Consider the following 22760-nt stretch of genomic DNA (forward strand, 5'->3'; position numbering starts at 1 on the left):
AAATTTTCTCCCGATTTTTGCAGACGATGGAATCCACTTTCTCCAACCCCGAACTCGCGCGTTATTCCCGGCACATCATTCTCCCGGAATTTAACATCGAGGGGCAGACCAAGCTGAAAAATGCCAAGGTCCTTGTCGTCGGCGCCGGCGGATTGGGAAGCCCGATGCTATTGTATTTGGCAGCGGCGGGCGTCGGGACGATCGGAATTGTGGATTTTGACAAGGTGGAGGATCACAACCTCCAAAGACAAGTGCTATTCGGGGTGCGGGACATCGGTCAATCCAAAGCCCAAGCTGCCAAATCACGGATTCTGGATTTGAATCCTTTCATCCATGTGATTGTGCACGAAGTGGCCTTGCGCGCAGACAATGCCCTCGAGATCATCCGAGACTACGATGTCGTTGCAGACGGGACCGACAATTTTCAAACGCGCTACTTGGTCAATGATGCTTGCGTTCTGCTTGGCAAAGTCAACGTTTATGCCTCCATTTTCCGGTTTGACGGCCAAGTTTCCGTCTTCAACATGTTGATGCCCGATGGAACCCGAGGCCCCAATTACCGCGATTTGTACCCTACGCCGCCACCTCCCGGAATGGTTCCCAGTTGTGCTGAGGGCGGTGTTTTGGGGGTATTGCCTGGGATTATCGGTTCCCTGCAGGCGAATGAAGTGATCAAGGTGATTGCAGGAATCGGCGAATGTCTCGCAGGAAGGCTCTATTTGTTTGATGCACTCAGCTTCGAATCCCGGACACTCAAAATTCGAAAGGACCCTGCCAATCCGTTGAATGGCAGCCATCCAACGATGACCGAATTGATCGACTATGACCAATTTTGTGGGGTCATTCCAACAAATGCGGATTCAAATACGGCATCAATCCATGAAATTTCAGTGTTTCAGCTCCGCGAAATGCAAACTTCGGGACAGCAGTTCCAACTGATCGACGTCCGCGAACCCTACGAATTTGAATTGGCCAACTTGGGCGGATGGCTGATTCCGTTGAAGGAAGTGGAGGCAAGGCAAGCAGAGATTCGGAGGGATATACCTGTGATTGTACATTGTCGCAGCGGCAAACGAAGTGCACAGGCCATTGCAAAGCTTCAATCAATCGAATCTTGGCCCAATTTGTTCAATTTGCATGGCGGAATCCTCGCTTGGGCGGATGCTTTTGATCCGGAAATGCCGCGCTATTGATAGGGCTTTCCAATTCCAAATATTTTCCGAAATTTAGCCTCGATGAATTTCCAACGGCTCATACTGATCCTGTCGCTGACATTTTGCCAAGCAGCCACCATGGTTGCCCAACGGGTAGAAATGACCGGTGGAGAAGATAGCTTGTATGCTGCCAACCGTGCCGAACAAGTCGAGCAACTCAACCACCGCATCGACGAATACCGGCTTTTGGACATGACCAATCCTGGAAAGATTGACCTGCGCCTCAACCTTTTGGATCTTTGCGCAAAGGCCAAACGATATACGGATGGCGTGTCTTATTACGAAAATTGGGGTTATCATCCCACCAATGTCCCTACCGAATTGCGGCGTAAATATGTCGGGCTTTACTTTCTTTCGCATGACTTTGATGGAATGCGCAAGAAATTGGGCGAAGACATCGTAGTGAAGGAACCTGAGCGGACGCAGATCGCGCTCCATCTTGCGCTTTACGATCAGCAATGGTCCGTGGCCAAAAACCTATACCAACGGTTTGAAATCCAGCATGTTTACAAAACGAAGGAGGCCTATCGGCCGGTCATGGCCGCTGTGGAGCGATTGCGCTATCACCCGGTTGTCGTGGGTGGACTTTTGTCGATTTTTCCCGGTGGAGGTCTCGCTTACAACAAAAAGCTCGGTCCAGCCGTCGCCATGATCGCTTTGGTTGGTGCATCCAGCATGGCGACTTGGAACTTCGCCCGCCAAGGCGAACGGGGCGTGGTTCCAGCTAAGGTATTCGGCGCATTGACCGCCTCACTTTTTGCCGTCAACATCGGGGCAGGTGCCCTTTCCTCCAAGCGCTACAATCAAAATCTCGAGAAACAATTCCAACAAAACATGGACTGGTTTACCGCCCGCCAATTCTAAAACCCGGCAAAACCGAACTTTTCGCTCATCACTTTCCACTTTTCACTTCAAAAGCTTCCATTTGCTTTTCATTCGTGATGTACATCGCTGCTGTACCTCCGAGGTTGATCACTTTCCCTTTGACAGCCACGGTTTTTCCAAGCCACACGGCTTCGGGATCGAGGCTGAAATTCGGGATGTCCTCTTCCTTGATGAAAACAGTGAAAATTTGATCGGGAAACTGCTTGTCGAGGTTAAAAAGAATGTTCCCGGCCTTGCTCCGGCGCGCTCCGACGACTTTGCCACAAATCACCACCTCTTGGTTTTTGTCCATGTAAAGCTTTGCCTGCACGGTGTTGAAGTGGTTTTTGGGCAGGCTGGGAGGGAAGATCGGCTCGACATTCACCAACGATTGTTCCGGCAACCAATCCTTCAGATTTTTTTGCGCCTCAAGTGTTCCTTCGAGGTCATCCGGCAAACTGGCAAAGAAATCCAGACCGGTTTGTTGCTCCACCTCGTCGATCGACAATGCAAACGTATATAAAGGTGTCTCCGAATTCTGGTGCGGAACAATGAAGCCAATCGCGCGGCCCTTTTCAAGGTCGGCCATGACTTTGAAGAAGGCCTTCGGAATCGCGACCTTTTTCGGGCTACGCTCAATCACTGCTGGTTTTGCATCGATAATCGGCCCGGTCACCACAAACAACTTCGACGTCGGATTCTGGAAAATATAGCCCCGCACCTTTGCCTCAAGGTCCGACCAGAGTTCGCGGTTGAATTCCGGCAGCTGCGGCGACATGTTGGAATAGAAATAGGATTCGGAGAGCGCGGTCAATGACCACCGAAAGTCCGCCGAAGGAGCCAAGTGGCCGCGATCGTAACCAAATCCATCGTAGAAAAAGGTGCCGTCAGGTTTGGCAGTCTTGGCAAAGAAGTCAATTTCGTCGGTTGTGCCCGTTTTGACTGCGGGATCCACCCTGAAGTCATTGCTACGGGTGATTTTACCTTCAATAATGTCCGGCGTTACGATATGCGCCACCCATTTTGCTTGTTCGTGGGATTCGTCATAGACCAATGCCATGCAGCTGTGCATCACCACTTCTTCACCTGCCTTGAGCGCAGGCAAGCCCTTTGCTTGGAGATCGGTCTGGACGTTGGCGAGTTTGCGACCCTCGATTTTCCCTTCGATGGCCACGATTTCCTTTTGGAGGCGCTCGCGTTCCGCCTGCAGACGCACGAGTTCTGGATCTTGCGCAAAGGCAGTTACCCATCCCAACAGCACAAAACCAATCAACAACAACTTTTTCATGCGCAAATTCTAGGTAGTCGAAATACACCTTAAAGAAAAGGAATCCATTTGGGATTGCGAAGCAATCGAAGTGCCATCCTGCGGCAATTGATGAAATCTTAAGACCTTTCTACTTAAAATTTAATCCCCTCAAGTCGATTTTGGTTCATCCACTACTCCAAATCCTCGATCAAGGCTTCGATTTCGGCGGCGGTTTTTCCATCTTTTTGCTTTTTGGCCAGTTGGAATCCGATAGAAAGGACCTCCAATGCAGCCGCGATATTTCCCAGCTTGACCAAGGCAAGGCCATGGTGGTAATAGGAGGGCAGATATTCTGGAAAATTCGAGGTGACCTCTGCAAATTGAGCAGCAGCTTCCGTCCAATTTTCGGCAGCCATATACTCCTGAGCCACAGCATAGGGCAAGAACGGATCAGACTTGTCAGTGGCCATCAAAGCCTTGAGTTGAGCGATTCTTTGGTGATTCATTTTCCTTTGGATAACTAAAAACCTTGCATAACTTTGCCCTTCAAATTTAGAAAAAGAGGTAAAAATGAAGTCTCTCGTCTGTATCAGTCACGTGCCCGACACAACGACAAAGATACAATATACAGCCGATGGTAAGTCACTCGACAAGAACGGCGTGACTTTCATCATCAACCCGTACGATGAATTCGGTTTGGTTCGCGCCATCGAGTTCAAAGAGCAATCCGGTCAAGGAAACGTAACCGTCCTTTGTGTCGGTGGCGCCGATGTGGAACCGACGCTGCGCAAAGCGCTTGCAATTGGTGCCGATGACGCCGTGCGCATTGATGCTGAACCGCTTGACGGCATGTACGTTGCCGAGCAGATCGCTGCTTTTGCCAAAGGCAAGGGATATGATTTCATTTTCTTTGGCAAGGAAAGCATTGACAGCAATGGCTCCGAAGTGCCAGGAATGGTGGCCGAGTATCTCGACCTTCCTTTCGTTTCGCAAGGCATTCACCTGACCGTCGAAGGCGGAAAGGCAAAATTGCAGCGCGAATTGGATGGTGGCTACGAAAGCATCGAATCCAGCATTCCAGTGGTGGTTTCCTGCCAAAAAGGTATCGCTGAATGGCGGATTCCAAACATGCGCGGCATCATGATGGCCAAAACCAAAAAGCTTGAAGTTGTCGCTGCTGCTCCAGGTGAAGCAGCCGTCTCCACCGTCAAGCTCGAACTTCCACCCTCAAAAGGTGGTTGTGTCTACATCGACGCAGAAAATGCAGGTTCACTCGTTGAAATGTTGGTTGACAAAGGATTGATCTAAGGCTATGGCAGTACTACTCTTCGCAGAAAACGGGAACGGTAAGTTCAAAAAGGCTGTCTTTGAGGCAGCAGGATACGCCAGCGAGCTCGCCGGCAAATTTGGTGTGGAACTTCATGCGGTGTCCATTGGCCCGGTCAGCAATGACGAGTTGGCCAAATTGGGTGCCTATGGTGTTTCCAAGGTGCACAACATTACGGATGGCGGTTTGAGCACATTCAGCGATCAGGGTTATACCCGCGCGATCGCCGAAGTTGCCAAAGCGATTGCTGCAAAATCAGTCGTTTTTGCACAGACCTACAATGGTAAATCCATTGCACCTCGCGTTGCAGCCCGCCTTGGATCCTCTATGGTTTCCGGCGCAGCTACCAATCCGACACTCGACGGCGGCAGCTTGGTCATTACACGCGGGTGCAATTCCGGAAAAGGAATGGAGACCGTGCGCACCAACCGTGCTACGTCCGTGATTACTGTCAAAATGAACAGCTACGGCCTCAAAGAAAATGCAAAATCAGCCTCCATTGAGGGATTTGCATTCCAGTCGCAGCCTTCGGACTTTGGCGCAAAATCCATTGAAATCGTAAAAACCGCCAGCAAAATCTCCATCACGGAGGCCGATACCGTCCTTTCCGGCGGTCGTGGCTTCAAAGGCCCTGAAAACTGGCATTTGCTGGAGAAATTGGCTGATATGCTGGGTGCAGGTACCGCCTGTTCCAAGCCGGTGGCAGACATGGATTGGAGGCCTCACCACGAGCACGTGGGTCAAACCGGTATTCAGATTGCACCGAATCTCTACATTGCAATCGGCATTTCCGGTGCAATCCAGCACTTGGCAGGGGTCAACTCTTCCAAAAATATCGTCGTGATCAACAAAGATCCGGAGGCACCGTTTTTCAAAATTGCTGACTACGGAATTATTGGCGACCTTTTCGAAGTATTGCCCAAGATTACTGCGGCAGTAGAAAAAGTGAAAGCGGCACACGCTTAATCAAGGAAATTTGGAAAAGATCAAACTAGATATTCTAGGATTGAGCTCAAGCCAATCGGACGTGGGCCATTTTGCCTTGGTCCTGGGTGAGGTCAAAGGGAACAGAAGGTTGCCGATCATCATTGACGGCTATCAGGCAAGAGCTATCGCGCTGGAAATGGAAAGCATCAAGCCCAACCGGCCGATGACCCATGACCTGTTCGTAACATTGGCCCGCACTTTCAACATTGGTTTGGTGGAAGTGCTCATTACCGACTTGAAGGAAGGAATCTTCTATGCCAAGCTTGTGTTTGAGCAAGATGGCGAGCATTATGAAATCGATTCCCGTACGAGCGACGCCGTCGCGATTGGGGTCAGGTTCAAGGTTCCCATCTTTACCTACGAATCGGTTCTCTCCGTTGCGGGTATTGTCGTCAGCGAAAGCGATCTTGAAGAAGAGAATGACGATTACTTCACAGAAGAGGAGGAAGGTGAGGAAGAAGGCGAGGAAATCCCAGCCGATGAGACCATCGAGGACAAAATCGTGCGGATGAAGCGTGAGATGGACGGCGCAATTGGCGACGAAGACTACGAAAAAGCTGCCCGATTGCGCGACGAAATCGCCAGACTCGAAGGCGAGAACAACTAAGTATCGAATTTCAAAGATAAAAAGAGCCGCAGGTGAACAATCTGCGGCTTTTTTATGTCTTCGAATCCTTATCGTAAAAATACGATAAATATTTTTCATCGGTATTGTACGATGAGAATCCTTATCGTATTTTTGCGATGAATAATTTGATTGCTATGTCCAAAACGAAGACAGAAGGATTTTCACCGGCGACCTTGGAACTCGCCACTATTTTGAAAGCGATGGGCCACCCCGCGCGCATTGCCATTCTCCAATTCATTTTGGAGCGGCAAGCCTGCATTTGTGGTTCGATCGTGGATGCATTGCCGCTTTCGCAGGCAACTGTCAGTCAGCATCTTGCGGAATTGAAACTCGCCGGACTCATCAAGGGTACCATTGACGGTCCGAGGGTTTGTTATTGCATTGATACAGAAAACTGGGAAAAGGCCAAGGTCATGGTGGAGAACTTCTTCAAAGCTTCGAATTGCTGTAGCAGTTGTTAGGAAAATCAAAAACACGAAAAATGGAAAATTCAGAAAAAACCAAAACGATGGTGCGTGAAAAATACGCCGAAATCGCCTTGCAGTCCGCTGGGGAGAATGCAGTTTCCTGTTGCGGCGTTAACAGTTGCAATACCCTCGATTACAGTATTTTCAGCGAGGACTACACCAACCTCACCGGCTATCTTGAAGCTGCGGATTTGAAGTTGGGATGCGGCATTCCGGTCGAGCATGCGCAGATTTCCAAAGGCGATACCGTGGTGGATCTTGGATCGGGTGCCGGCAACGATGCCTTCGTTGCGCGCGCGCTCGTCGGCGAATTGGGCGAAGTCATCGGCATCGACATGACGCCTGCCATGATTGACAAGGCGAAGGCACTTGCCGAGCAGCTCAAGATGGACAACGTCCGTTTTCGGTTGGGTGACATCGAGGCCATTCCCTTGAATGCCAATGTTGCCAACGTGGTGGTGAGCAATTGTGTGCTCAACCTTGTCCCAGACAAGCAAAAGGCATTCTCCGAAGTCTTCCGCATCTTGAAGCCCGGAGGCCATTTCTGCATCTCAGACGTGGTACTCAAAGGCGAGTTACCTGAAGAAATCCGTGAGGCTGCTGAAATGTATGCAGGCTGTGTCAGTGGAGCGCTTCAGAAAAAGGAATACATGGGCATCATCCATGATCTTGATTTCCAATCGGTGTCGATCAAGGCTGAAAAGGAAATTCAGATTCCTGACGAAGTGTTGCTCAAATACTTGGATGCCAATCAATTGGCTGCCTACCGCAAAAGCGGCGCAGGAATCTTCAGCATCACCGTTTTCGCAGAAAAAGCCAAATCCTGCTGCGCGCCAGGCGCAGGCTGCTGCTAATTGATCCGAATGAGTTGTTGATAAGACGACCTTATCGCAACACCGTCAGCGACATACCGTCGTCGTGGAAGTTGATTTCATCGACGTACTTGTAGTGCAATCCGATGAAGTAAACGCCGTCGGGCACGTCATTCCCATTCAGTTTTCCATCCCAAGTGGCGGTAAGCGAATTGCCGACAAACATCATTTTGCCCCAGCGGTCGGTGATCCAGAAGTCCACGGACTCGATGTTCTGACCGCGCAATTGGAAAATGTCGTTGATGCCGTCGCCATTAGGGGAAAAGACGTTGGGGATGTCAATCGTGCTGTTGCATTCGTCGCTGAGATCCACTTCGTCCACGAGTTCGCAGTTGGCAAAGGTTACACTCACAGTGTAATTGCCAGGATTGCTGACATTGATCGTCTGTGTGTTGGCTCCGGTACTCCAAGCATAGGAGGTAAATCCGGAACCGGCATCCAGTGTCGCAGTTTCGCCGGGGCAGACGATCACGCTTTCCACTTCGAAGGGCGGAAGCGGGACCAAAGTCACGACGATGCCATCGTTGCCCGTGCAACCTGCTGCATTCGTGACGGTGACTGAATATTGCCCCGAATCGGTCACAACGAGATACTGATCAATGCTTTGGCCGTTGCTCCAGAGATAAGTCTGCAATCCTGGTCCAGCATCGAGAAGCAATTCGCCATTCTGGCAAAGCGGAATCGTGTCTGCACCAAGGTTGACCACAACGGGCGCACTGATTGAGATGGCAATTTCGTCAGCACCTTCACAACCGTTTCCGTCTGTGACCGTCACTCCAAAATTTCCCGTAGCGGAGGTTGTGATTGTCTGCGTAATTGCAGCATTGCTCCAAAGGTAGGAACCGAAACCGGCACCTGCATCCAATGTCAGGCTACCGCCGTCGCAGAGTGCCGTGTCAGCGCCTAAGAAGACCGTTGGGACTGGAAATGCATTCACTGTTACCGTATCGGAGGCTTCGCAGCCGTTGGCATCGGAAACAGTCACGCTGTAATCTCCTGCAGCGGTCACATTCAGCATTGCTCCCAAGCTTCCATTCGACCAAGTATAGCTCGGAAATGCCCCGGAAGCCGTAAGCAGCAAGGTATCTCCCAGGCAAAAGTCCTGAATTGCCGGACCTGCCGAGACGGTCGGGGCGGCAAAAAAGTTCAGCGTTGCGCTTGCTGTACCATCGCAGCCATTGGCATCGGTCACGCTCACGGAGTAAGTCCCGGCGGTAGTTGGTTGAATGAACTGACTGATACTGCCATTGCTCCAAAGGTAGCTCACGAATCCGGCTCCGGCATCGAGCAATGCCGGTTCGCCAGGACATAGATCTAGATTGGCCAATGAAATGCTCACGGCGGGCACCAGCGTCGCCAGAATCGTATCAAAAGCTTGGCAGCCATTCGCATCCGATGCAATTACAGAATAGGTCCCGCCCGCGGTCACGTTGATACTTTGTGTCGTGGCACCTGTGCTCCAAAGGTAGTTGGCAAAGCCTGCGGTCGCCGAAACCGTGACGCCCGGACCTCCTGTGCAGACGTTGATATCAGGTCCCAAATTCACCAAAGGCGCGAAATACCAGCCCAAATTGATTGTATCGATCCCTTCGCAGCCATTCCCATCCGTTACAGTGAGGGAATAGACGCCCGGAAAGGTTGGCGAAATCGATTGTGTGGTCGCCCCGGTATTCCATTGATAACTGGAAAGGCCGTTGGGACCGGTCAATGTCGTCGTGGTACCTTGGCAAAAGTCGTAATTGGCGCCGAGATTGACCGCTGGCGGCGTGAAGGTTCCGATCGTAATCGCATCCGAATTTTGGCAGCCGTTGATGTCAGTGACGGTGACAGAGTAGGTTCCAGCGCCGACATTGACCGTGGAAGAGGTCGCGCCATTGCTCCAGGCATAGTTCACGAAGCCTGTTCCGGCATTCAAAGTCGTCTGCGTTGCCGTACAGATGTCGAAGTTGGCACCCAAGTTCACCACCGGAAGGGGATCGACACCGATTACAACGGTATCCCGCACGGTACAGCCATTCGGATCAACGACAATCACGGAATAAGTCCCTGCGGCCGAGACAATGATCGTGTTCACGCCCGTCGTGCCGGTGCTCCACGTATAGGAGGTCATACCTGCAGGCGAATTCAATGCTGTGGATGAACCGGAGCAGATGGATCTGTCAGGCCCGAGATTGACCACCGAAGGCACAAAATTGTTGATCACAACCGTATCACGCCCGATGCAGCCCGCCACGTCAAACACGGTCACACTGTAACTGCCAGGATTGGTCACATTGATCGTTTGAACCGCCGATTGGCCTGTACTCCAGAAATACTGCGCATAACCCGCGCCCGCATTCAATGTCACCGGCGAACTCGGACAAACGGTTTGATTGACCCCCAAACTTGGTGTCGGACCAGAACTTACCGTAACCGTCATCGCGTCGGTGTCCACGCAGCCGCGGCTGTCGGTCACTTGCAAAGTGTAGGTAGTGGTGGCGGTTGGCGAAGCAATTGGATTGGCAATCAATGGATTGCTAAGGTTTGTGGTGGGTGTCCAGCTGTAGCTGTAGGGACCCAAGCCACCGGAAACCGGAATCAAATCGCCTATGGCAGTACTCTGTCCAGAACAAATCGTTCGGTCAGGACCTGCATTTGCAGTTGGTACCAACGTTGGATTTTCGGAAACTGTAAGTGTAAACGTTCCCTGCGCCAGCGCCGTCGCGCCATCGACCACGATATAATAGATACCCGGCTGACAAATTCCGTAGTTGATCACGCTCGCATTGATTCCGCAGCCGTTGTCGTCACTCGTCACGGTTGTACATGCGCTGTTCAGCAGATAGAGGTAGGAGTCCCAAGTAGCGCCACCGCAAAGCGAAATTGTCAAACCGGTAGGCTGCGTAACGTTGATGGCATAAAAAACATCATTTCCCGGCGAGGAGGCGAAGTTGTTGGTGTAGCACTCATTGGAGTTAAAATGCGTCAATGCGGTGAATCCCGGCGCAACATTTCCCAAGGAAATCGAATTCGCGCAGGCGGTTCCACGGGTGTAGCGCCAAAATGTCTGGATATGCGGTTTGTACCAGTTTGCCGAACCACAAGCTCCGTTGAGAAATCCATGGTCATACCATTGACAGGGTGGGCCACTGCGGTAATTCAAATTGTCATAAAACACCGATGGATTGCAGCGTTCATCGTCGCCTTCATTCACGCAGCCAACAAACGGAATGTTGACGCAGCAAAAAAGCGGGTTGAATGTACAGCGGTTGAAGGTATTCGAATCCCCGCAGACCGTCAGGCCGGAAACAGGCACAAAGTCGGTCGCGATATCGTCTTCCCAGGCATCGAGGTTGATGTCCAAGTATTGTGGAACCGTCGGCGTCAAATAGGTATAGTTGAAAAAGTTATAGTTAAAGTCGACCGATGTATTCGGCACTGTAACAAAGCTTTGACGCAAACAAGCACCTCCCGTGTAGCCGGTAAGATCGAGATCCAAATCGTCGCGTCCGTAAACTTTGAAGGTGTATTCATCGTCGCTGTAAGGACCAAGATTGAGCGGGCCGACGGTGAGGGTCAAGTCAGAATTTGCTGCAAGTGTGACCTGCATTTCACGCATACGCGCCTGCAGTTGTATGGGGCCGTCTGAGTAGGATTGGGCGAATAAAAGGCTTGAAAACAACAAGCAGCAAGGGAGAATGAAAAGTCGTGACCAAAAATGCCTCATGTTTCCGAATTGATTCTTTGAATTCTTACCCCACCAATTTATAAGTTTTCCGCGAAAATTCAGCAAAGTGCATGGAAAACTTGAAGTCACCATTAGTCGGAAAGGTCGTTGGAATTTCTAATTTTGTGGCATGAAAAGGGGAGGCTTTCATCTTCGCATTCCAAGAATCCGTGGCGGGCATTTTGCGCGATCCTACGGGCATTTGACGATTCGCAAGGCTGGCTTGCTGGTTTTTCTCATGATTTTCCTGTCCTTGAGCCGTTGCGCCAATCCAAAGTCGGCCAAACCTGATCTTCAACAAGCATTGATTGGCGACTGGACAGGCGTTGCTACACAATTGACATTCCAAACGGAGGGAAGGTCGCAAAGGTCCCGAACGATCACCGTCAGTGAAGGCGAATGGGAGACGAGAATGTCCCGTACGGCTCCGCAAATGACCTATTTTGCTGATCATCGCTATGTTTCGATGTATGTGTCTCTCGTCGATTTTGAAGGCAGACAAGCGCGGGATACCGTGCGGCAAGAAGGGACTTGGCAATTGAAAGGAGATACCCTTGCCATCAAGGAGCCCATGCTTTCTGTGCCGGAAACGACATTTTTGCTGAAATTTAGCGGCGATGAGGTCGAATTGTCCTCGACCATGGACATGGATGGGGACGGCGAAGTCGATGACAAGTACTGGATGTTACAACGCAAGCGCAAACAATAAAACGCATTCTCGTGGAAAATCAATCCCCCGTCAACCGCCCAAAAGTAAAAATCGGACTTCGAGCAGAAGTTGCATTCGGATTGGTTATTTTGCTTACGCTTAGCGGATTGACTGCGATGATTTTTGGGATCTTGACGAATGCGGTAAACATGCTCGGAATAGGATTGGTGAGCCTCACCATCGCTGGAGTCATGGGACTTTTGCTGCTCAAACCCCGTTCGACGAAGAAAAAGTAGGCCATTCAGTTCATCGAGCCTTCAAATTCGACCAACAGCGCCAAGGTACTGTCGGGCAACTCGCTCAATTGAACCACTTTTTGCAAATCCTTCACAAGGTCATTGGTAGACAGGCGGAAGGTTTCTGGATCTGTCAACAACACTTCCAGTGCCAGGTGCATCGCCTTGATACGATCCGATAGTGCCGCTTCATTTTTCTGCTGCTGAATCAGGATTTCCGCACGCTCAAACAGCAATTCGGCGGCCATCGACCACTTCTGTGCATCAAAATCCTGCTTGTGGTCAATGGCGTTGAGGAATTGGTCTAGCGGAAGGTCCACCAAGGCCTTCGCTTCCCGGTCTTCTGCAAATGCCTCCTGAATGGTCTTCAATGCTTCTTCCAATTCGTTGTTTTTGCGCTGGAAAACCGCCTCAGCCAAGGCTTTGGCAAATATTTGCAAGTAGCGCAGGAGGTAATCGCGTTCCAACATCGGCATTTCAGTGAAATCCTCGAGGGTGACTTTTTTGTCCGCTTCTTCCTCGGCAGCCATTTTCTTGCGCTCCTGCCAAAACTTGCGGATCGAATAGGCCGTGAGAAAGACAATCGTACCGATGATCACCCATTTCATAGCTTCAAATCTCGCATGAATTTTTCGATTCGCGCGACCGAACGTGCATTGCCTTCCTCCGCGAGGATCGTGGGTTGCAGGCTTTTGGCTTTTTCTTGCATTTCCTTCGAATGCATCGCCTCATCGAGCCGTTTTGCAAGGTTTTCCGGGCGCATCCGATGGTACCAAAGCATCTTGGTGCTGATGCCCAGCCGGCGAAGGTTCGCGGCGAAATAGGGCTGATCCGCGATAAACACCACGGGCACGTGGGGAACACCTGCGCGGGCGACGGCCGTGGTTGTGCCCGCACCCGCGTGATGCACCACCGCGCCCGCGCGTGCGAAGAGCCATTCATGCGGCACGAAATCCGCAAAAAAGACATTTTCGGGAGCCTCAGCCGCAAACAAGCCACTGTACCCGCTTTGGATCACAGCTGGATGACCACTGAGCTTCAACGCCGCCAATACCGTTCCGGTCAATTCCGGCCCTTTCGTTCCGCCCATCGAACCAAAGCTCACAATGACGGGTTTGGGATGGTTTTCGAGAAACTGTTTTAAATCATTTTTCGGGGTGAATGCATTCTCCTTCAATATCCAAGGTCCCATTACCTCAATCTTTGCTGGAAGGTCACTGAAAGTGGGACCTAGGGTAGGGGAACAGGCAAGCAGGTTGAGCTCGGGGGCAAGCACGTGGTACATTTTCGGCTTGATGGAGGGTCCGCCGACGCGTGTCAGAAAACTGGCAGCCTTCCGGTCGATGCTTTGAAGGACTTTGGCCATGGCCTTCCACCAAAGTGGATTCAGCCATTTTCCGAGATTGGGCAAATGCGGCGGTGCCCCAAATGCCGTGGGAATGCCGGCAGGCGCAAGAATCCCGCCGATGCGGGGAATGCCAAGCTGTGCGGCAGCTTCGCTTCCCAAAAAGTCCACCATGTGGCAAATGGCGAGGTCGCAACCCATCAAAGCTGCCTTCGCCGAATGAAAATAGCTTTCGCCGTCTGCAAAAAAGGCCTCGAGCATGAGCAATTCCAGTTGTTTCAGCGGATTGCGCATCGCAAGCATCTTGTCGAGCATCTCGTTGAGCTCCTGTTGTGTTACGATCGGGCCGCAAGGGGCAAATTCGAAGCCGAATTGCTCAAAGCGTTGCTGATGAAAGGGATGGCTCACAATTTTCAGCGAATGACCGGCCTCGCGGAGGCTCACTGCAAGTGCGAGATAGGGCTGAATGTCGCCCGTACTGCCAACCGTGCAAATCGCAATTTTCATCGGCGGCAAAGATAGGCCTCGATTGATTCAGCCACAAAGTGCAATCGATCAATTCTGAAAGTAGTAACTCCTCACGAACAGGCCGATGCTGATGCTTAAGGAGATGAACAACAGCCCCTTCGCGAGCAGTTTCTCTTGCTTTCCATACAATGGATAGGAATTTCCATCGATGTCCTTCCCCTTGAGTGTGAGCACGGCAATGGAAAATACACTTGCGATCGGTGCACCTACAATGGAAAATAAGACCCAAAGGATCATTCCGAAGTTCTTGATTTCGATAGGTTTGCGTTGTTTTGAAAGCATTTCTGCACGTTCCTCCTCGATTTTCTCCTTCGGAAGCGCGATTCCACGTTCAGCGAGCAGCTTCTTGGCCATTTCGACTTGATCCGGAAGATATTCGCGGTAATTGACGGCGATTTCGAGCAATTCATCGTTTTCCAGCCCGCCGAGCATTTCACGGTAGGCATCATCGACGTTGACATCGGCAATCAGGCCATATTCAATCAGCAGGGTATTGGCAGCAGGATAATCCGCCTCGGAAACCATCAGTTTGACCGCATTTGTTGGACGGGCAAATGTGAAGTTGGGATTGTAATCGGTGCCAGCGGTTTCGATTTCGAACGCGATGTCATTTGCTTGAAGAATGGCCACGAGTGGTTCAATATCTTCGGGAACGGGACTGGAAAAGAGTTCTTTCATGTTGTCTTGTTTTATTTGTGATTTCCTTGAATGGTAGCAAGTTAAGGTAATTTGACGAGGAATTGCATTGCATGAAAACAGATTCAATAGCCTTTCATGGTAATGTAAACAAGAATCGAGGTTGAGATCAAGGATAGCAAAATGCCGACACCGGCTGTTTGTCGCACATTCGCGACATACCCTGGATGACGTGAACCATCTGGCGCAACGCTTTTGGCGGTTACGATATCAAGCGCCATCAACAGCCCCAGCGGTGGGAGTGCAATGCAGGCCACCAACAGGACGGGACGTGTGAACCAAGGCAGTTCTGCAACTTTCGGCTGACTCCGAAACTTGAATTGCAGCATTTCAACCACGCTCGCAACCGGCAATTTGTTGCGGTTCTGCAGTTCCTCTTTGCAGGCCTGCGCCAATTCGGGATCTTCCTCGATCAGTTCCACCAAAGTTCGCAGCAACTCGTCGTCGTCCATGGAGGCTACAATGTCCAAGCGGTCAAAAACTGCATGTTCGATGCCAGAAAGTTCGTCCTCGAGGGCTTGCTGAAGCAGGAAAATCGCTCTATCTGCCTGGTCATTAGGGCAAATTACCAAATACAGGATTGTCGGATTGTCCTCGGAAACATCAACTTGGGAAATGGCCGCTGTCACCGCATTTTTCACCAATAGGTTAAGCGCCGCAAACGCTTCCGTTTTGGAATCGGTAGAAAATACCTCCTCAAATTCTTCGGTATGCGTCATTTTCTTTGAATGCGCCAGTAAATATTGACGGCAAAAGTGAAAACAAGCATGAGCCAAATTAGACCGCCGAATATGGTTCCAACCGCGCCGCCATGGGCATTAGCGTTTTTGAACCAACGTTTTGGGCTGAATTCAGGGTGATCGGGTGCAACAAGCAATAGCGTACCCAAGATCAATCCCCAAAACGGAATCAACACGATCGACAAATAATGCCGAATACTTTCTTGAATCGGTGTATTCTCCCATTCCTGCTGTTCGTTCGCGGTGTGAAACAATCGGTCCACAGTGGATTGAGAAGGTTTGTTTCCTCGGCGCTCCAGTTCCATTTCTGCCGCAATCGAGACGGCTGGATTGCGATGAAATTCTTCAACGAATGTATTGAGAAGGTCCTCGTCGTCAAGTTCGGGCAATAAAGCAATTCGTTCATGCACGCCAATTGGCGGACTCCACAGTTCGAGGTGGTCCAAAACAGCAACAGCAGCGTCATGATCGGCGTCGTGACAAAAAATGGCGTAGTAACCCGTTGTTCGGCGTTCCGGATCGTGGGTGGGGTCTGTTGCGTAGACGACTTCCGATTCGATGCCTTCTTCCTGCAACCATTCCTGGACCAGATCGGCGCCATACTTGGAGGGGGCAAGGAATATTTGTTTCATGGGTTATCAGGAATTTAGAATCTACAATCTATGCCCCCAAATGCATTGATTCCCGGCGCCGGGTTCCAGAAGCGACCGTTGACGGCATTGAGATTGGGAAAGTTCGTATACCGCGTGTTGAGCAGGTTGTTCACGCCAACGAATGGCGAAAGGGTAACGGCAGTTCCAACTGGTTTTGTTTTGTATTGCCGAATTCTAAAAGTATGGGAAGCTTTCAGATTGAGCAGCATATAACTGGGTTGCGCCACCGTGTTGGCGTTGTTCAGCCAAGATTTGCCGACCAATTGTTGGGTAAATTGGATTTCTGTCGACTGCTTGATCAGCCAATCCGCTTGAAAATTGGCGGTGAAAGTTGGCACCCCTGGGATCGCCTTTCCAGCAAAAGAAACGCCATCCAATGCATAGTCATTGAATCTGAAATACTGAAAAGCCCCCGATGCCGTCAAAGCCAACACATGCGCATCCGATGTCCTTGAAAGTTTGATTTTCGGAGCCGAAGCAAACATTTCCAGTCCGATTTGTGTGGTGCGGCCATTGTTTTCAAAGACGGTTCGGCCGCTGTTCAATGTTTGGGGCACGATCGTATTCCAAATGGTATGGTGGTAGAGGCTGATTTCTGCAACTGCCTTGCGTTGGAAAAACCTGAACAATCCTTTGACTTCTCCATTCAGACCATATTCTGGGAGCAGATCGGTTTGGAATTGCCCGAGCGAGTCCGTCATTTCCCAGAGTGCTGGCGGCGAATAACCCGTAGCCAATCGCACCGCAATCGACTTTCTGAAGTAATTCGGAGCATCTCGCCATTTCCAAGTGAAACTGACCGCCGGCGTTGGAGCCAATTTCGTTTTGCCTAGCGGAATGGTTTCGATGGAGGACCATGCTTCAGATTGCAAATAGGCCACTTTGCTGAGGCTCACATCCGAAAGGAGTTGCATCTTGGAAGACAAGCGGTGCTCCAATGCCGCGAAAACATGGGCTTGTGTCGAACGTGTTTTGGAGTCCGTATTCAGTATTCCCGGATTCCCGAGTACGTTTTCAAACTGCTGGTAATCAAGGAATCCAACTTGGTATTCTGTCCCGAATTGCCATTGGAAATCGAAATTTTTGTAGGTCCTCAATTCGATTCGACCACCGAAACTATTGTCTTGCTCGACTTTGTAGCCTTGATTGAAAACGCTGGTCGCAAAGGGATTTTGCTTGTCGGTCCAATGAAAATAGGCGTTGGTGCTGATCCGAGTCCATTTTCCGAGATTGGTCGAATGCGCGCCTGCGAGCCTCAGGTGGCGTCTCTCAACATGCGCATCACCAGCCTCGCTTACGGGTAGTGCCTGCCTGGGATTGGAAGCAGCCTCGGCACTGTCCAGCGAACCCGGCAATTCCCAGAAACCTTGATAATAGGTTGCATTTCCCTGCAAAAAGTGCCTTCCAGCGACTTTATTCCCTGAAATTTGAGCAAGAATTTTCTGATTGGCCTCCTGTGCGCGGTAGCCCGCGTAAGATTGCCTCACCAACGTCAAGGTGACGTTCTCATTGGTGTTGTGCTCGCTCATCCAGCCCACTTGCAGCGCCGATCGAAGATAACCGTAGGAACCGACGGATTGGCTAAGCAGCCCTCCTCGGAGACCGATTTGGGGACGATCTTCGAAGGAAAGCAGCGCAACGCCTGACGACACCGGACCGTACCGGCTTGCCCAAGGGCCTTTCAAAATCTCCATTTTCCCGATGGCAACCGGGTCGATCAATTCCAATGCAGTAGAACCGTCAGGATTGGTCAAAGGTGTGCCCGCTAAATACGCCTTCACGTCGCGCACACCAAAAGGGGAACGGAGAAAGCCGCCCCGAATCGCCAAGCGCCGACTTCCTCCCGGCCCGCGCGATTCAAATTTGACGCCGGGCACAAGATTCAAGCCCTGTTCAATAGAGGAATTGTCGCCTCGCCGCGTCTCGGATTCGGAGATTTTGTTCATTCCGCGGATGTCCTCTTCGATTTCGACGGTGATCGGGACGGGACCTCCGATATATTCGATCTCCCGAAGCACGGAATGGTACTCAAATTGGTTCTTGCCCTTGGGCCAAATTTTTTGCAGCCGGTAGAGGGTGTCTTCGTAATAGCCTATCGCCGAGATCAGCACAAATTCGGGAATTTCCTTCATTTTCAAGCTGAATCGGCCGTTTTCGTCGGCGTAGGCACCTTCATGCCCATTGGCTGACACGACTTTCGCAAACGCAATGGGCTCATTCGGATCTTCGCTGTGGACGGTCCCGGTCAATACAAATCCCTGCCCATTTTGCGCCATGGTCGAGCAAACAAAGAAAAGCGAAAGGAAAAGTGTCAGGAGGCCGTTCTTCATTCGACCAAAATAATGAGAATGAATTTGGGGTGCAACTTCCATGCAGCGTAGTTTTGATCCTATTGCGAAAGCACGCGTTTGCTGGAAGTTAATGCGCTTTGGATCACCAATAACGCTAAATTGCCAGCAAAATTGATGTCCGTGAATCCGATTCGACAAAAACTGTTCCTGCTGATTGTCCTGGCCGCCGTCGGCGCGACAGGCTGTGTTTCCATTCCAAAAGGACCGCTCAATGGCGGGAAACAAATTGCCGTCGGCCCGGGAACCGAAGATTTGATTTTGGATGATTTCGGCGATCGTCCACGCATTTTGATTTCCTGCGATGATCGCCGCCATGGCGTTCATTCGCAGTTTGGCGCCATTTGCAGCTATGATCCGGCGACAGGAAAAGTGGATACCCTACGAATGAAAGAATACCCTCACGGATTGGCATTCCGGCCACACGGCATTGATTTGCAGCAAATTGGGGAGCGGTTGCATCTATTTGTCGTCTGCCACGACGACACTGCCGGCCACCACTGGATCGCTGATTTTCAAGTAGATGGCAACGATTTACTTTGGGTGCAAAATTTCCATTCGGGAATGCTCACGTCCCCAAATGGCGTTGCTGCGATGCCAAGCGGGGATTTGTATGTGACCAACGACCATCTCAAACGCGGAGACAACGCTGAGTCCCTCTTCAAGAAAAAAGTCGCCGAAATCATCCATTTCCGCCCGGATCGCAGCGATGAAGTGGCTTACAAAGGTATTGCCTACGGCAATGGCATCACGCAACGCAACGGCTACGTGTACGTGGCTGCCACCGTTGAAAATGCTATTTACAGATTCAAAGTCAACACAGACGGGACTTTGGGTGACAAAACCAGGATCGCAAAGGTCAAAGGACCCGACAATTTGCGCTGGGATGGGGACGACCTGCTGGTAGCCTGCCATTTGCGCCTTTTGAAATTTCTTGCACACGCTAAAAATGCAAAAAAGCGCAGTCCCACAACTGTTTACCGCATTCAGCCGGGAAATATGAAACCGATTGCTGTCTATGGCGACAAGGGTAAAACGATTTCTGGCGGATCCACAGCCTTGATGTTCAAGGACCGATTGTTCGTGAGCCAAGTGTTTGAAAACTGGATCGTTGAGGTCCAAAAGTAAACCGGTTGTGGAGAAATAGGAGTGCAATTCACCAAAAATGGACTGAATTTTGCCTTTCAAAGGAATCTGAATTTACTCGAAATCCCATTCGTTATGAAGAATCGCTATTTCATCGCCCTTTTGCTCATTGCGGTCACGCTAGGCGGTTGCAAGTCGATGCGTGAGTTGAAGAATCTCACAAAGTGTCAGTTCCGGATCGGAACGGTGAAGGGGATTACCCTTGCCGGCGTCAACATTCAGACCGTTCGCCGATTTGCAGATTTGAAGCTCACCGATGCCACCAAGGTCGGCGCTGCTTTGGCATCCGGCAATCTTCCTTTGGCGATGACGATCAATTTGGAGGTAAAAAACCCCAATAAGTCGCTTGCAGCCATGAATCGTATGGAATGGATCGCAGTCATCGATCAGTATGACATCCTCAACGGAATCGTTGGCAATCGTATCGAGGTAGCACCCAATGGGGGAGTGGCGACAATTCCTTTGACCGTGAGTGCCAACTTGAGAAGCGTCCTGAAAACCCTCGGCAAAACCGAATTGCTGGACTTTGGGATGGGGTTGACCGACCAAAGTGACCGGCCTTCGCGGGTGGCCTTGAAGCTGAAGCCGACCATCATGGTGGGCAAACATCCGCTGGAGTATCCGGGATGGCTCACGGTGAAGCGCGAGTTTACCTCGCAGTAATTTGATGCAAGCAATGCCAAAGGCATTCCTTGCTGATCCAGCCCTTGGTTTTTCAAACGGATTGTTGATATTCGAAGAAGAAAAATAGATTCACAATGTCGATTCGCCCATTTCACCTTGCATTTCCGGTCAAAGACCTGGACGCAACCCGTAAGTTTTATACCGAAACCCTCGGCTGTCGCGTAGGGCGCAGTGCAGATCTCTGGATCGACTTTGACTTTTATGGACATCAGATCAGCGCCCATTTGGTGCCGGAAAACCAGTCTGAGAAGCGGAGCAATCCCGTGGATGGCAAAAATGTACCTGTTTCGCATTGGGGCGTCATCCTCGATTGGGATACTTGGCATGTGCTGAGCGAACGCCTCACCGATCTTGGAATCGAATTTATCATTGCGCCTTACCTGCGTTTTGCAGGAGAACCTGGCGAGCAAGCAACGATGTTTTTTCAGGATCCCAGTGGCAATTGCTTGGAATTCAAGTCATTCAAGGACGATTCGCATATTTTCAGGGCTTCGTTTTGAAGACATGGTGGGAAGAGGGCGGTGGCGGAATCAGTCGCGGGATTGAAAACGCAACCGAATTCCACGCCAAAAAATCGATGCAAAATTGAGCGATTCACGCAGCAGAATGCCGATTCTTGCCTTTGAGAAAACCACCCCCGGTTTCAATTCAACCTCTACAGGTACAATTTTCAGGTCTGGAGTACTCGAGGCGAGGAAAATGAACTCAAGATCGAAGAGAAAGCGGTCAATCCGCGTCTGAAGGAAAAGCTGTTTCCCCTTCGCATTAAAACCTTTGAGCCCACACTGTGTATCTTGAATCTTGATGCGCAGAAAGGTTTTTAGCATCCACCTTAAAACTTTGGAAATGAACCGTCGAGCGGCAGGTACGTGCGTGTAATATTCCGCATCACGAATCCCGGCTGCGATATCGGCTTTTCCGCTGACCAAGGTATCGAAAATGGCCAAAAACGAAGCATCTGTATAGGGAAAGTCAATGTCTGTATAGATTTGGAAGTCACCTTTGCTTGCCTCCACGCCTGCCCTGAGTGCATGGCCTTTCCCATGATTGGGATGGTAGGAGAAATAGCGAAACCGGGTAAGTTGTTGGTGAAGCCCTTCAATTTCAAGACTTCCGACTCCCCGCTTAGATCCATCGTCGACCAAGATCAAGCACACTTCTACATCCGGCCCCAAAACCTTCTCCAAATGCTGGACTGTTTGTGGCAAAACCGCAGCCCATCCGCTGGGTGGATTGTAGCAAGGCAATATGATATCGAGCCTGATTGTGGACATGTGGCCTCTGAAAGCGCAGAATGAACCGCAAACTACAGATTTCAACCACCATTTTCCAAAGAGAAGAAAAACATGGAGGCCAAGCTGGCACGAAAAATGCAAAGCACCCTGTGTCCCTCGGCTTTTCCGCGGGATCCTTGCGCGGAAAATTGTACAATTTCTATGCAACAGGTGCCGAGGGCTGTGAATATCTCCGCGGATTGAAATGAGATTCGTTTTAAAATTTGATTAGTTTTACCATCCAAAATCCAAAAACGATGAAGAAATTTTTGCTGATAGCTTTATTATTGGGTGCATTTGGCTTCGTCCAAGCCCAAAAAAATGCGCAAATTCTTGAATTGATGACTGCCGCCCAGCGTTTGCGGGATGCCAACAATGAGGGGGCAGCGATTCCAAAGTACGAGGCGGTTCTCAAGCTTGATCCAGGTCATTATGAGGCTTTGCATTCGATCAGTCTGATGTACTCGCGTGTAGGAAACCGATTTACCGAGGCTGACCGTGCCAAAAAGGAAGAATACTTCAACAAGGCGAAGTCTTACGCTGAAAAAGCCATGGTTGCCAATCCAACTGATGCCGAAGGCCAATTTGTGATGGGCGTTGCCATGGGCAGAATGGCGCTGATTTCGGATGCCAAAGGCCGCGTTGCAGCCTCCAAGGATATCAAAAAGTATGCTGAAGCAGCGATCCGGTACAATCCCAATCATGCAGGTGCATGGGACATCTTGGGTCGTTGGAACATCAAAGTTGCCAACTTGAACTTTGCGGAGAAAGCAGCTGCCAACTTGCTTTTTGGCGGTGTGCCCGAGGGTGCGAGCAACGAAAACGCAATTCGCTGCTTTAATAACGCGCTGAGCTACAAACCCAACTACATCCTTTATATGTATGACTTGGCCACGGCGTATTATCAAATCAAAAATGTCACCAAGGCCAAGGAGTTGTTGAATGCACTCATCAAGCTTGCCCCTGTAACGCAGGATGATCCTGACGTGCAGAAGGAAGCAAAAATGATGCTTCAAACGATGAAGTAATCCTTTTTTGAAACGTATCATTGATTGGTTAGTCCGCTTCGGTGGGTTAACCAATCTCT

23 protein-coding genes are annotated in these 22760 nt (G+C 50.5%); 13 read left to right on the forward strand and 10 right to left on the reverse strand.

All coding sequences use genetic code 11. The features are described 5' to 3' along the window. The first annotated feature begins 26 nt into the window (after positions 1–26). Both moeB and IPN95_02380 read left to right on the forward strand, forming a co-directional pair. Positions 27–1193 (forward strand): molybdopterin-synthase adenylyltransferase MoeB, encoded by a 1167-nt coding sequence (gene moeB, locus IPN95_02375; GenBank protein MBK9448265.1) that lies wholly within the window; start codon positions 27–29, stop codon positions 1191–1193. 42 nt (positions 1194–1235) lie between these two features. Then, entirely contained in the window at positions 1236–2078 is an 843-nt protein-coding gene (locus IPN95_02380; GenBank protein MBK9448266.1) for a hypothetical protein, read from the forward strand. Between the two features lie 28 nt (positions 2079–2106). On the opposite strand, the gene IPN95_02385 is transcribed toward IPN95_02380, so the two are convergent. Further along, positions 2107–3366 carry a DNA/RNA non-specific endonuclease gene (locus IPN95_02385; GenBank protein ID MBK9448267.1) on the reverse strand — a complete coding sequence of 420 codons (1260 nt, stop codon included), beginning with the start codon at positions 3364–3366 and terminating at the stop codon, positions 2107–2109. A 152-nt stretch (positions 3367–3518) separates the two neighbouring features. After that, entirely contained in the window at positions 3519–3833 is a 315-nt protein-coding gene (locus IPN95_02390) for a tetratricopeptide repeat protein (protein MBK9448268.1), read from the reverse strand. 64 nt (positions 3834–3897) lie between these two features. Here IPN95_02390 and IPN95_02395 point away from each other — a divergent pair, with 64 nt between their 5' ends. The 5 genes from IPN95_02395 (at position 3898) to arsM (ending at position 7590) form a co-directional block, all read left to right on the forward strand. Further along, positions 3898–4635 carry an electron transfer flavoprotein subunit beta/FixA family protein gene (locus tag IPN95_02395; protein ID MBK9448269.1) on the forward strand — a complete coding sequence of 246 codons (738 nt, stop codon included), beginning with the start codon at positions 3898–3900 and terminating at the stop codon, positions 4633–4635. Between the two features lie 4 nt (positions 4636–4639). After that, the gene (locus IPN95_02400; protein MBK9448270.1) at positions 4640–5620 is read left to right on the forward strand and encodes an electron transfer flavoprotein subunit alpha/FixB family protein; all 981 of its coding nucleotides are present in this window, start codon (positions 4640–4642) and stop codon (positions 5618–5620) included. A 10-nt stretch (positions 5621–5630) separates the two neighbouring features. Next, entirely contained in the window at positions 5631–6248 is a 618-nt protein-coding gene (locus IPN95_02405; protein ID MBK9448271.1) for a bifunctional nuclease family protein, read from the forward strand. A gap of 155 nt (positions 6249–6403) precedes the next feature. Beyond that, the gene (locus tag IPN95_02410; protein ID MBK9448272.1) at positions 6404–6730 is read left to right on the forward strand and encodes a winged helix-turn-helix transcriptional regulator; all 327 of its coding nucleotides are present in this window, start codon (positions 6404–6406) and stop codon (positions 6728–6730) included. 20 nt (positions 6731–6750) lie between these two features. Further along, positions 6751–7590 (forward strand): arsenite methyltransferase, encoded by an 840-nt coding sequence (gene arsM, locus IPN95_02415; protein ID MBK9448273.1) that lies wholly within the window; start codon positions 6751–6753, stop codon positions 7588–7590. Positions 7591–7621: 31 nt separating this feature from the next. On the opposite strand, the gene IPN95_02420 is transcribed toward arsM, so the two are convergent. Next, entirely contained in the window at positions 7622–11206 is a 3585-nt protein-coding gene (locus tag IPN95_02420; GenBank protein ID MBK9448274.1) for a gliding motility-associated C-terminal domain-containing protein, read from the reverse strand. Positions 11207–11444: 238 nt separating this feature from the next. On the opposite strand from IPN95_02420, the gene IPN95_02425 reads away from it, so the two are divergent. After that, positions 11445–12023, forward strand: a complete 579-nt coding sequence (locus IPN95_02425) for a hypothetical protein (GenBank protein ID MBK9448275.1) — start codon at positions 11445–11447, stop codon at positions 12021–12023. Positions 12024–12034: 11 nt separating this feature from the next. After that, complete coding sequence (locus tag IPN95_02430) at positions 12035–12259, forward strand: hypothetical protein (GenBank protein ID MBK9448276.1); 225 nt, start codon at positions 12035–12037, stop codon at positions 12257–12259. A 5-nt stretch (positions 12260–12264) separates the two neighbouring features. On the opposite strand, the gene IPN95_02435 is transcribed toward IPN95_02430, so the two are convergent. The 6 genes from IPN95_02435 to IPN95_02460 form a co-directional block, all read right to left on the reverse strand. Then, the gene (locus IPN95_02435) at positions 12265–12867 is read right to left on the reverse strand and encodes a hypothetical protein (protein ID MBK9448277.1); all 603 of its coding nucleotides are present in this window, start codon (positions 12865–12867) and stop codon (positions 12265–12267) included. Beyond that, positions 12864–14111, reverse strand: coding sequence for a glycosyltransferase family 1 protein (locus IPN95_02440; protein MBK9448278.1), 1248 nt, complete (start codon positions 14109–14111; stop codon positions 12864–12866). Before IPN95_02440 ends, IPN95_02435 begins: the two co-directional genes overlap by 4 nt. Before the next feature lie 48 nt (positions 14112–14159). Next, complete coding sequence (locus IPN95_02445) at positions 14160–14810, reverse strand: hypothetical protein (GenBank protein MBK9448279.1); 651 nt, start codon at positions 14808–14810, stop codon at positions 14160–14162. A gap of 83 nt (positions 14811–14893) precedes the next feature. Continuing rightward, complete coding sequence (locus IPN95_02450) at positions 14894–15547, reverse strand: hypothetical protein (protein ID MBK9448280.1); 654 nt, start codon at positions 15545–15547, stop codon at positions 14894–14896. Beyond that, entirely contained in the window at positions 15544–16200 is a 657-nt protein-coding gene (locus tag IPN95_02455; protein ID MBK9448281.1) for a hypothetical protein, read from the reverse strand. Before IPN95_02455 ends, IPN95_02450 begins: the two co-directional genes overlap by 4 nt. 14 nt (positions 16201–16214) lie before the next feature. After that, positions 16215–18551: a TonB-dependent receptor plug domain-containing protein gene (locus IPN95_02460; GenBank protein MBK9448282.1), complete on the reverse strand. Its 2337-nt coding sequence runs from the start codon at positions 18549–18551 to the stop codon at positions 16215–16217. Between the two features lie 141 nt (positions 18552–18692). On the opposite strand from IPN95_02460, the gene IPN95_02465 reads away from it, so the two are divergent. The 3 genes from IPN95_02465 (at position 18693) to IPN95_02475 (ending at position 20899) form a co-directional block, all read left to right on the forward strand. Beyond that, complete coding sequence (locus IPN95_02465) at positions 18693–19697, forward strand: SMP-30/gluconolactonase/LRE family protein (GenBank protein MBK9448283.1); 1005 nt, start codon at positions 18693–18695, stop codon at positions 19695–19697. Positions 19698–19790: 93 nt separating this feature from the next. After that, positions 19791–20378, forward strand: a complete 588-nt coding sequence (locus IPN95_02470) for a hypothetical protein (GenBank protein ID MBK9448284.1) — start codon at positions 19791–19793, stop codon at positions 20376–20378. 95 nt (positions 20379–20473) lie between these two features. Next, positions 20474–20899 carry a VOC family protein gene (locus IPN95_02475; protein MBK9448285.1) on the forward strand — a complete coding sequence of 142 codons (426 nt, stop codon included), beginning with the start codon at positions 20474–20476 and terminating at the stop codon, positions 20897–20899. Between the two features lie 30 nt (positions 20900–20929). On the opposite strand, the gene IPN95_02480 is transcribed toward IPN95_02475, so the two are convergent. Continuing rightward, a complete protein-coding gene (locus IPN95_02480) occupies positions 20930–21673 on the reverse strand; it encodes a glycosyltransferase family 2 protein (protein MBK9448286.1) in 744 nt (247 codons plus the stop codon). 257 nt (positions 21674–21930) lie between these two features. Here IPN95_02480 and IPN95_02485 point away from each other — a divergent pair, with 257 nt between their 5' ends. Further along, positions 21931–22701, forward strand: a complete 771-nt coding sequence (locus IPN95_02485) for a tetratricopeptide repeat protein (GenBank protein ID MBK9448287.1) — start codon at positions 21931–21933, stop codon at positions 22699–22701. Positions 22702–22760: the final 59 nt, after the last annotated feature.

This window comes from Bacteroidota bacterium, assembly GCA_016718825.1.
In the GTDB taxonomy this organism is placed as follows: domain Bacteria; phylum Bacteroidota; class Bacteroidia; order J057; family JADKCL01; genus JADKCL01.

What these genes read in the sequence shown, in the direction of transcription:
- IPN95_02425 (MBK9448275.1), top strand. Translation starts at nt 11,445, where the DNA reads ATGAAAAGGGGAGGCTTTCATCTTCGCATTCCAAGAATCCGTGGCGGG.
- IPN95_02395 (MBK9448269.1), top strand. Translation starts at nt 3,898, where the DNA reads ATGAAGTCTCTCGTCTGTATCAGTCACGTGCCCGACACAACGACAAAG.
- IPN95_02450 (MBK9448280.1), bottom strand. Translation starts at nt 15,547, where the DNA reads ATGACGCATACCGAAGAATTTGAGGAGGTATTTTCTACCGATTCCAAA.
- arsM (MBK9448273.1), top strand. Translation starts at nt 6,751, where the DNA reads ATGGAAAATTCAGAAAAAACCAAAACGATGGTGCGTGAAAAATACGCC.
- moeB (MBK9448265.1), top strand. Translation starts at nt 27, where the DNA reads ATGGAATCCACTTTCTCCAACCCCGAACTCGCGCGTTATTCCCGGCAC.
- IPN95_02455 (MBK9448281.1), bottom strand. Translation starts at nt 16,200, where the DNA reads ATGAAACAAATATTCCTTGCCCCCTCCAAGTATGGCGCCGATCTGGTC.
- IPN95_02435 (MBK9448277.1), bottom strand. Translation starts at nt 12,867, where the DNA reads ATGAAATGGGTGATCATCGGTACGATTGTCTTTCTCACGGCCTATTCG.
- IPN95_02390 (MBK9448268.1), bottom strand. Translation starts at nt 3,833, where the DNA reads ATGAATCACCAAAGAATCGCTCAACTCAAGGCTTTGATGGCCACTGAC.
- IPN95_02480 (MBK9448286.1), bottom strand. Translation starts at nt 21,673, where the DNA reads ATGTCCACAATCAGGCTCGATATCATATTGCCTTGCTACAATCCACCC.
- IPN95_02420 (MBK9448274.1), bottom strand. Translation starts at nt 11,206, where the DNA reads ATGCGTGAAATGCAGGTCACACTTGCAGCAAATTCTGACTTGACCCTC.
- IPN95_02400 (MBK9448270.1), top strand. Translation starts at nt 4,640, where the DNA reads ATGGCAGTACTACTCTTCGCAGAAAACGGGAACGGTAAGTTCAAAAAG.
- IPN95_02485 (MBK9448287.1), top strand. Translation starts at nt 21,931, where the DNA reads ATGAAGAAATTTTTGCTGATAGCTTTATTATTGGGTGCATTTGGCTTC.
- IPN95_02445 (MBK9448279.1), bottom strand. Translation starts at nt 14,810, where the DNA reads ATGAAAGAACTCTTTTCCAGTCCCGTTCCCGAAGATATTGAACCACTC.
- IPN95_02475 (MBK9448285.1), top strand. Translation starts at nt 20,474, where the DNA reads ATGTCGATTCGCCCATTTCACCTTGCATTTCCGGTCAAAGACCTGGAC.
- IPN95_02380 (MBK9448266.1), top strand. Translation starts at nt 1,236, where the DNA reads ATGAATTTCCAACGGCTCATACTGATCCTGTCGCTGACATTTTGCCAA.
- IPN95_02460 (MBK9448282.1), bottom strand. Translation starts at nt 18,551, where the DNA reads ATGAAGAACGGCCTCCTGACACTTTTCCTTTCGCTTTTCTTTGTTTGC.
- IPN95_02410 (MBK9448272.1), top strand. Translation starts at nt 6,404, where the DNA reads ATGTCCAAAACGAAGACAGAAGGATTTTCACCGGCGACCTTGGAACTC.
- IPN95_02385 (MBK9448267.1), bottom strand. Translation starts at nt 3,366, where the DNA reads ATGAAAAAGTTGTTGTTGATTGGTTTTGTGCTGTTGGGATGGGTAACT.
- IPN95_02440 (MBK9448278.1), bottom strand. Translation starts at nt 14,111, where the DNA reads ATGAAAATTGCGATTTGCACGGTTGGCAGTACGGGCGACATTCAGCCC.
- IPN95_02470 (MBK9448284.1), top strand. Translation starts at nt 19,791, where the DNA reads ATGAAGAATCGCTATTTCATCGCCCTTTTGCTCATTGCGGTCACGCTA.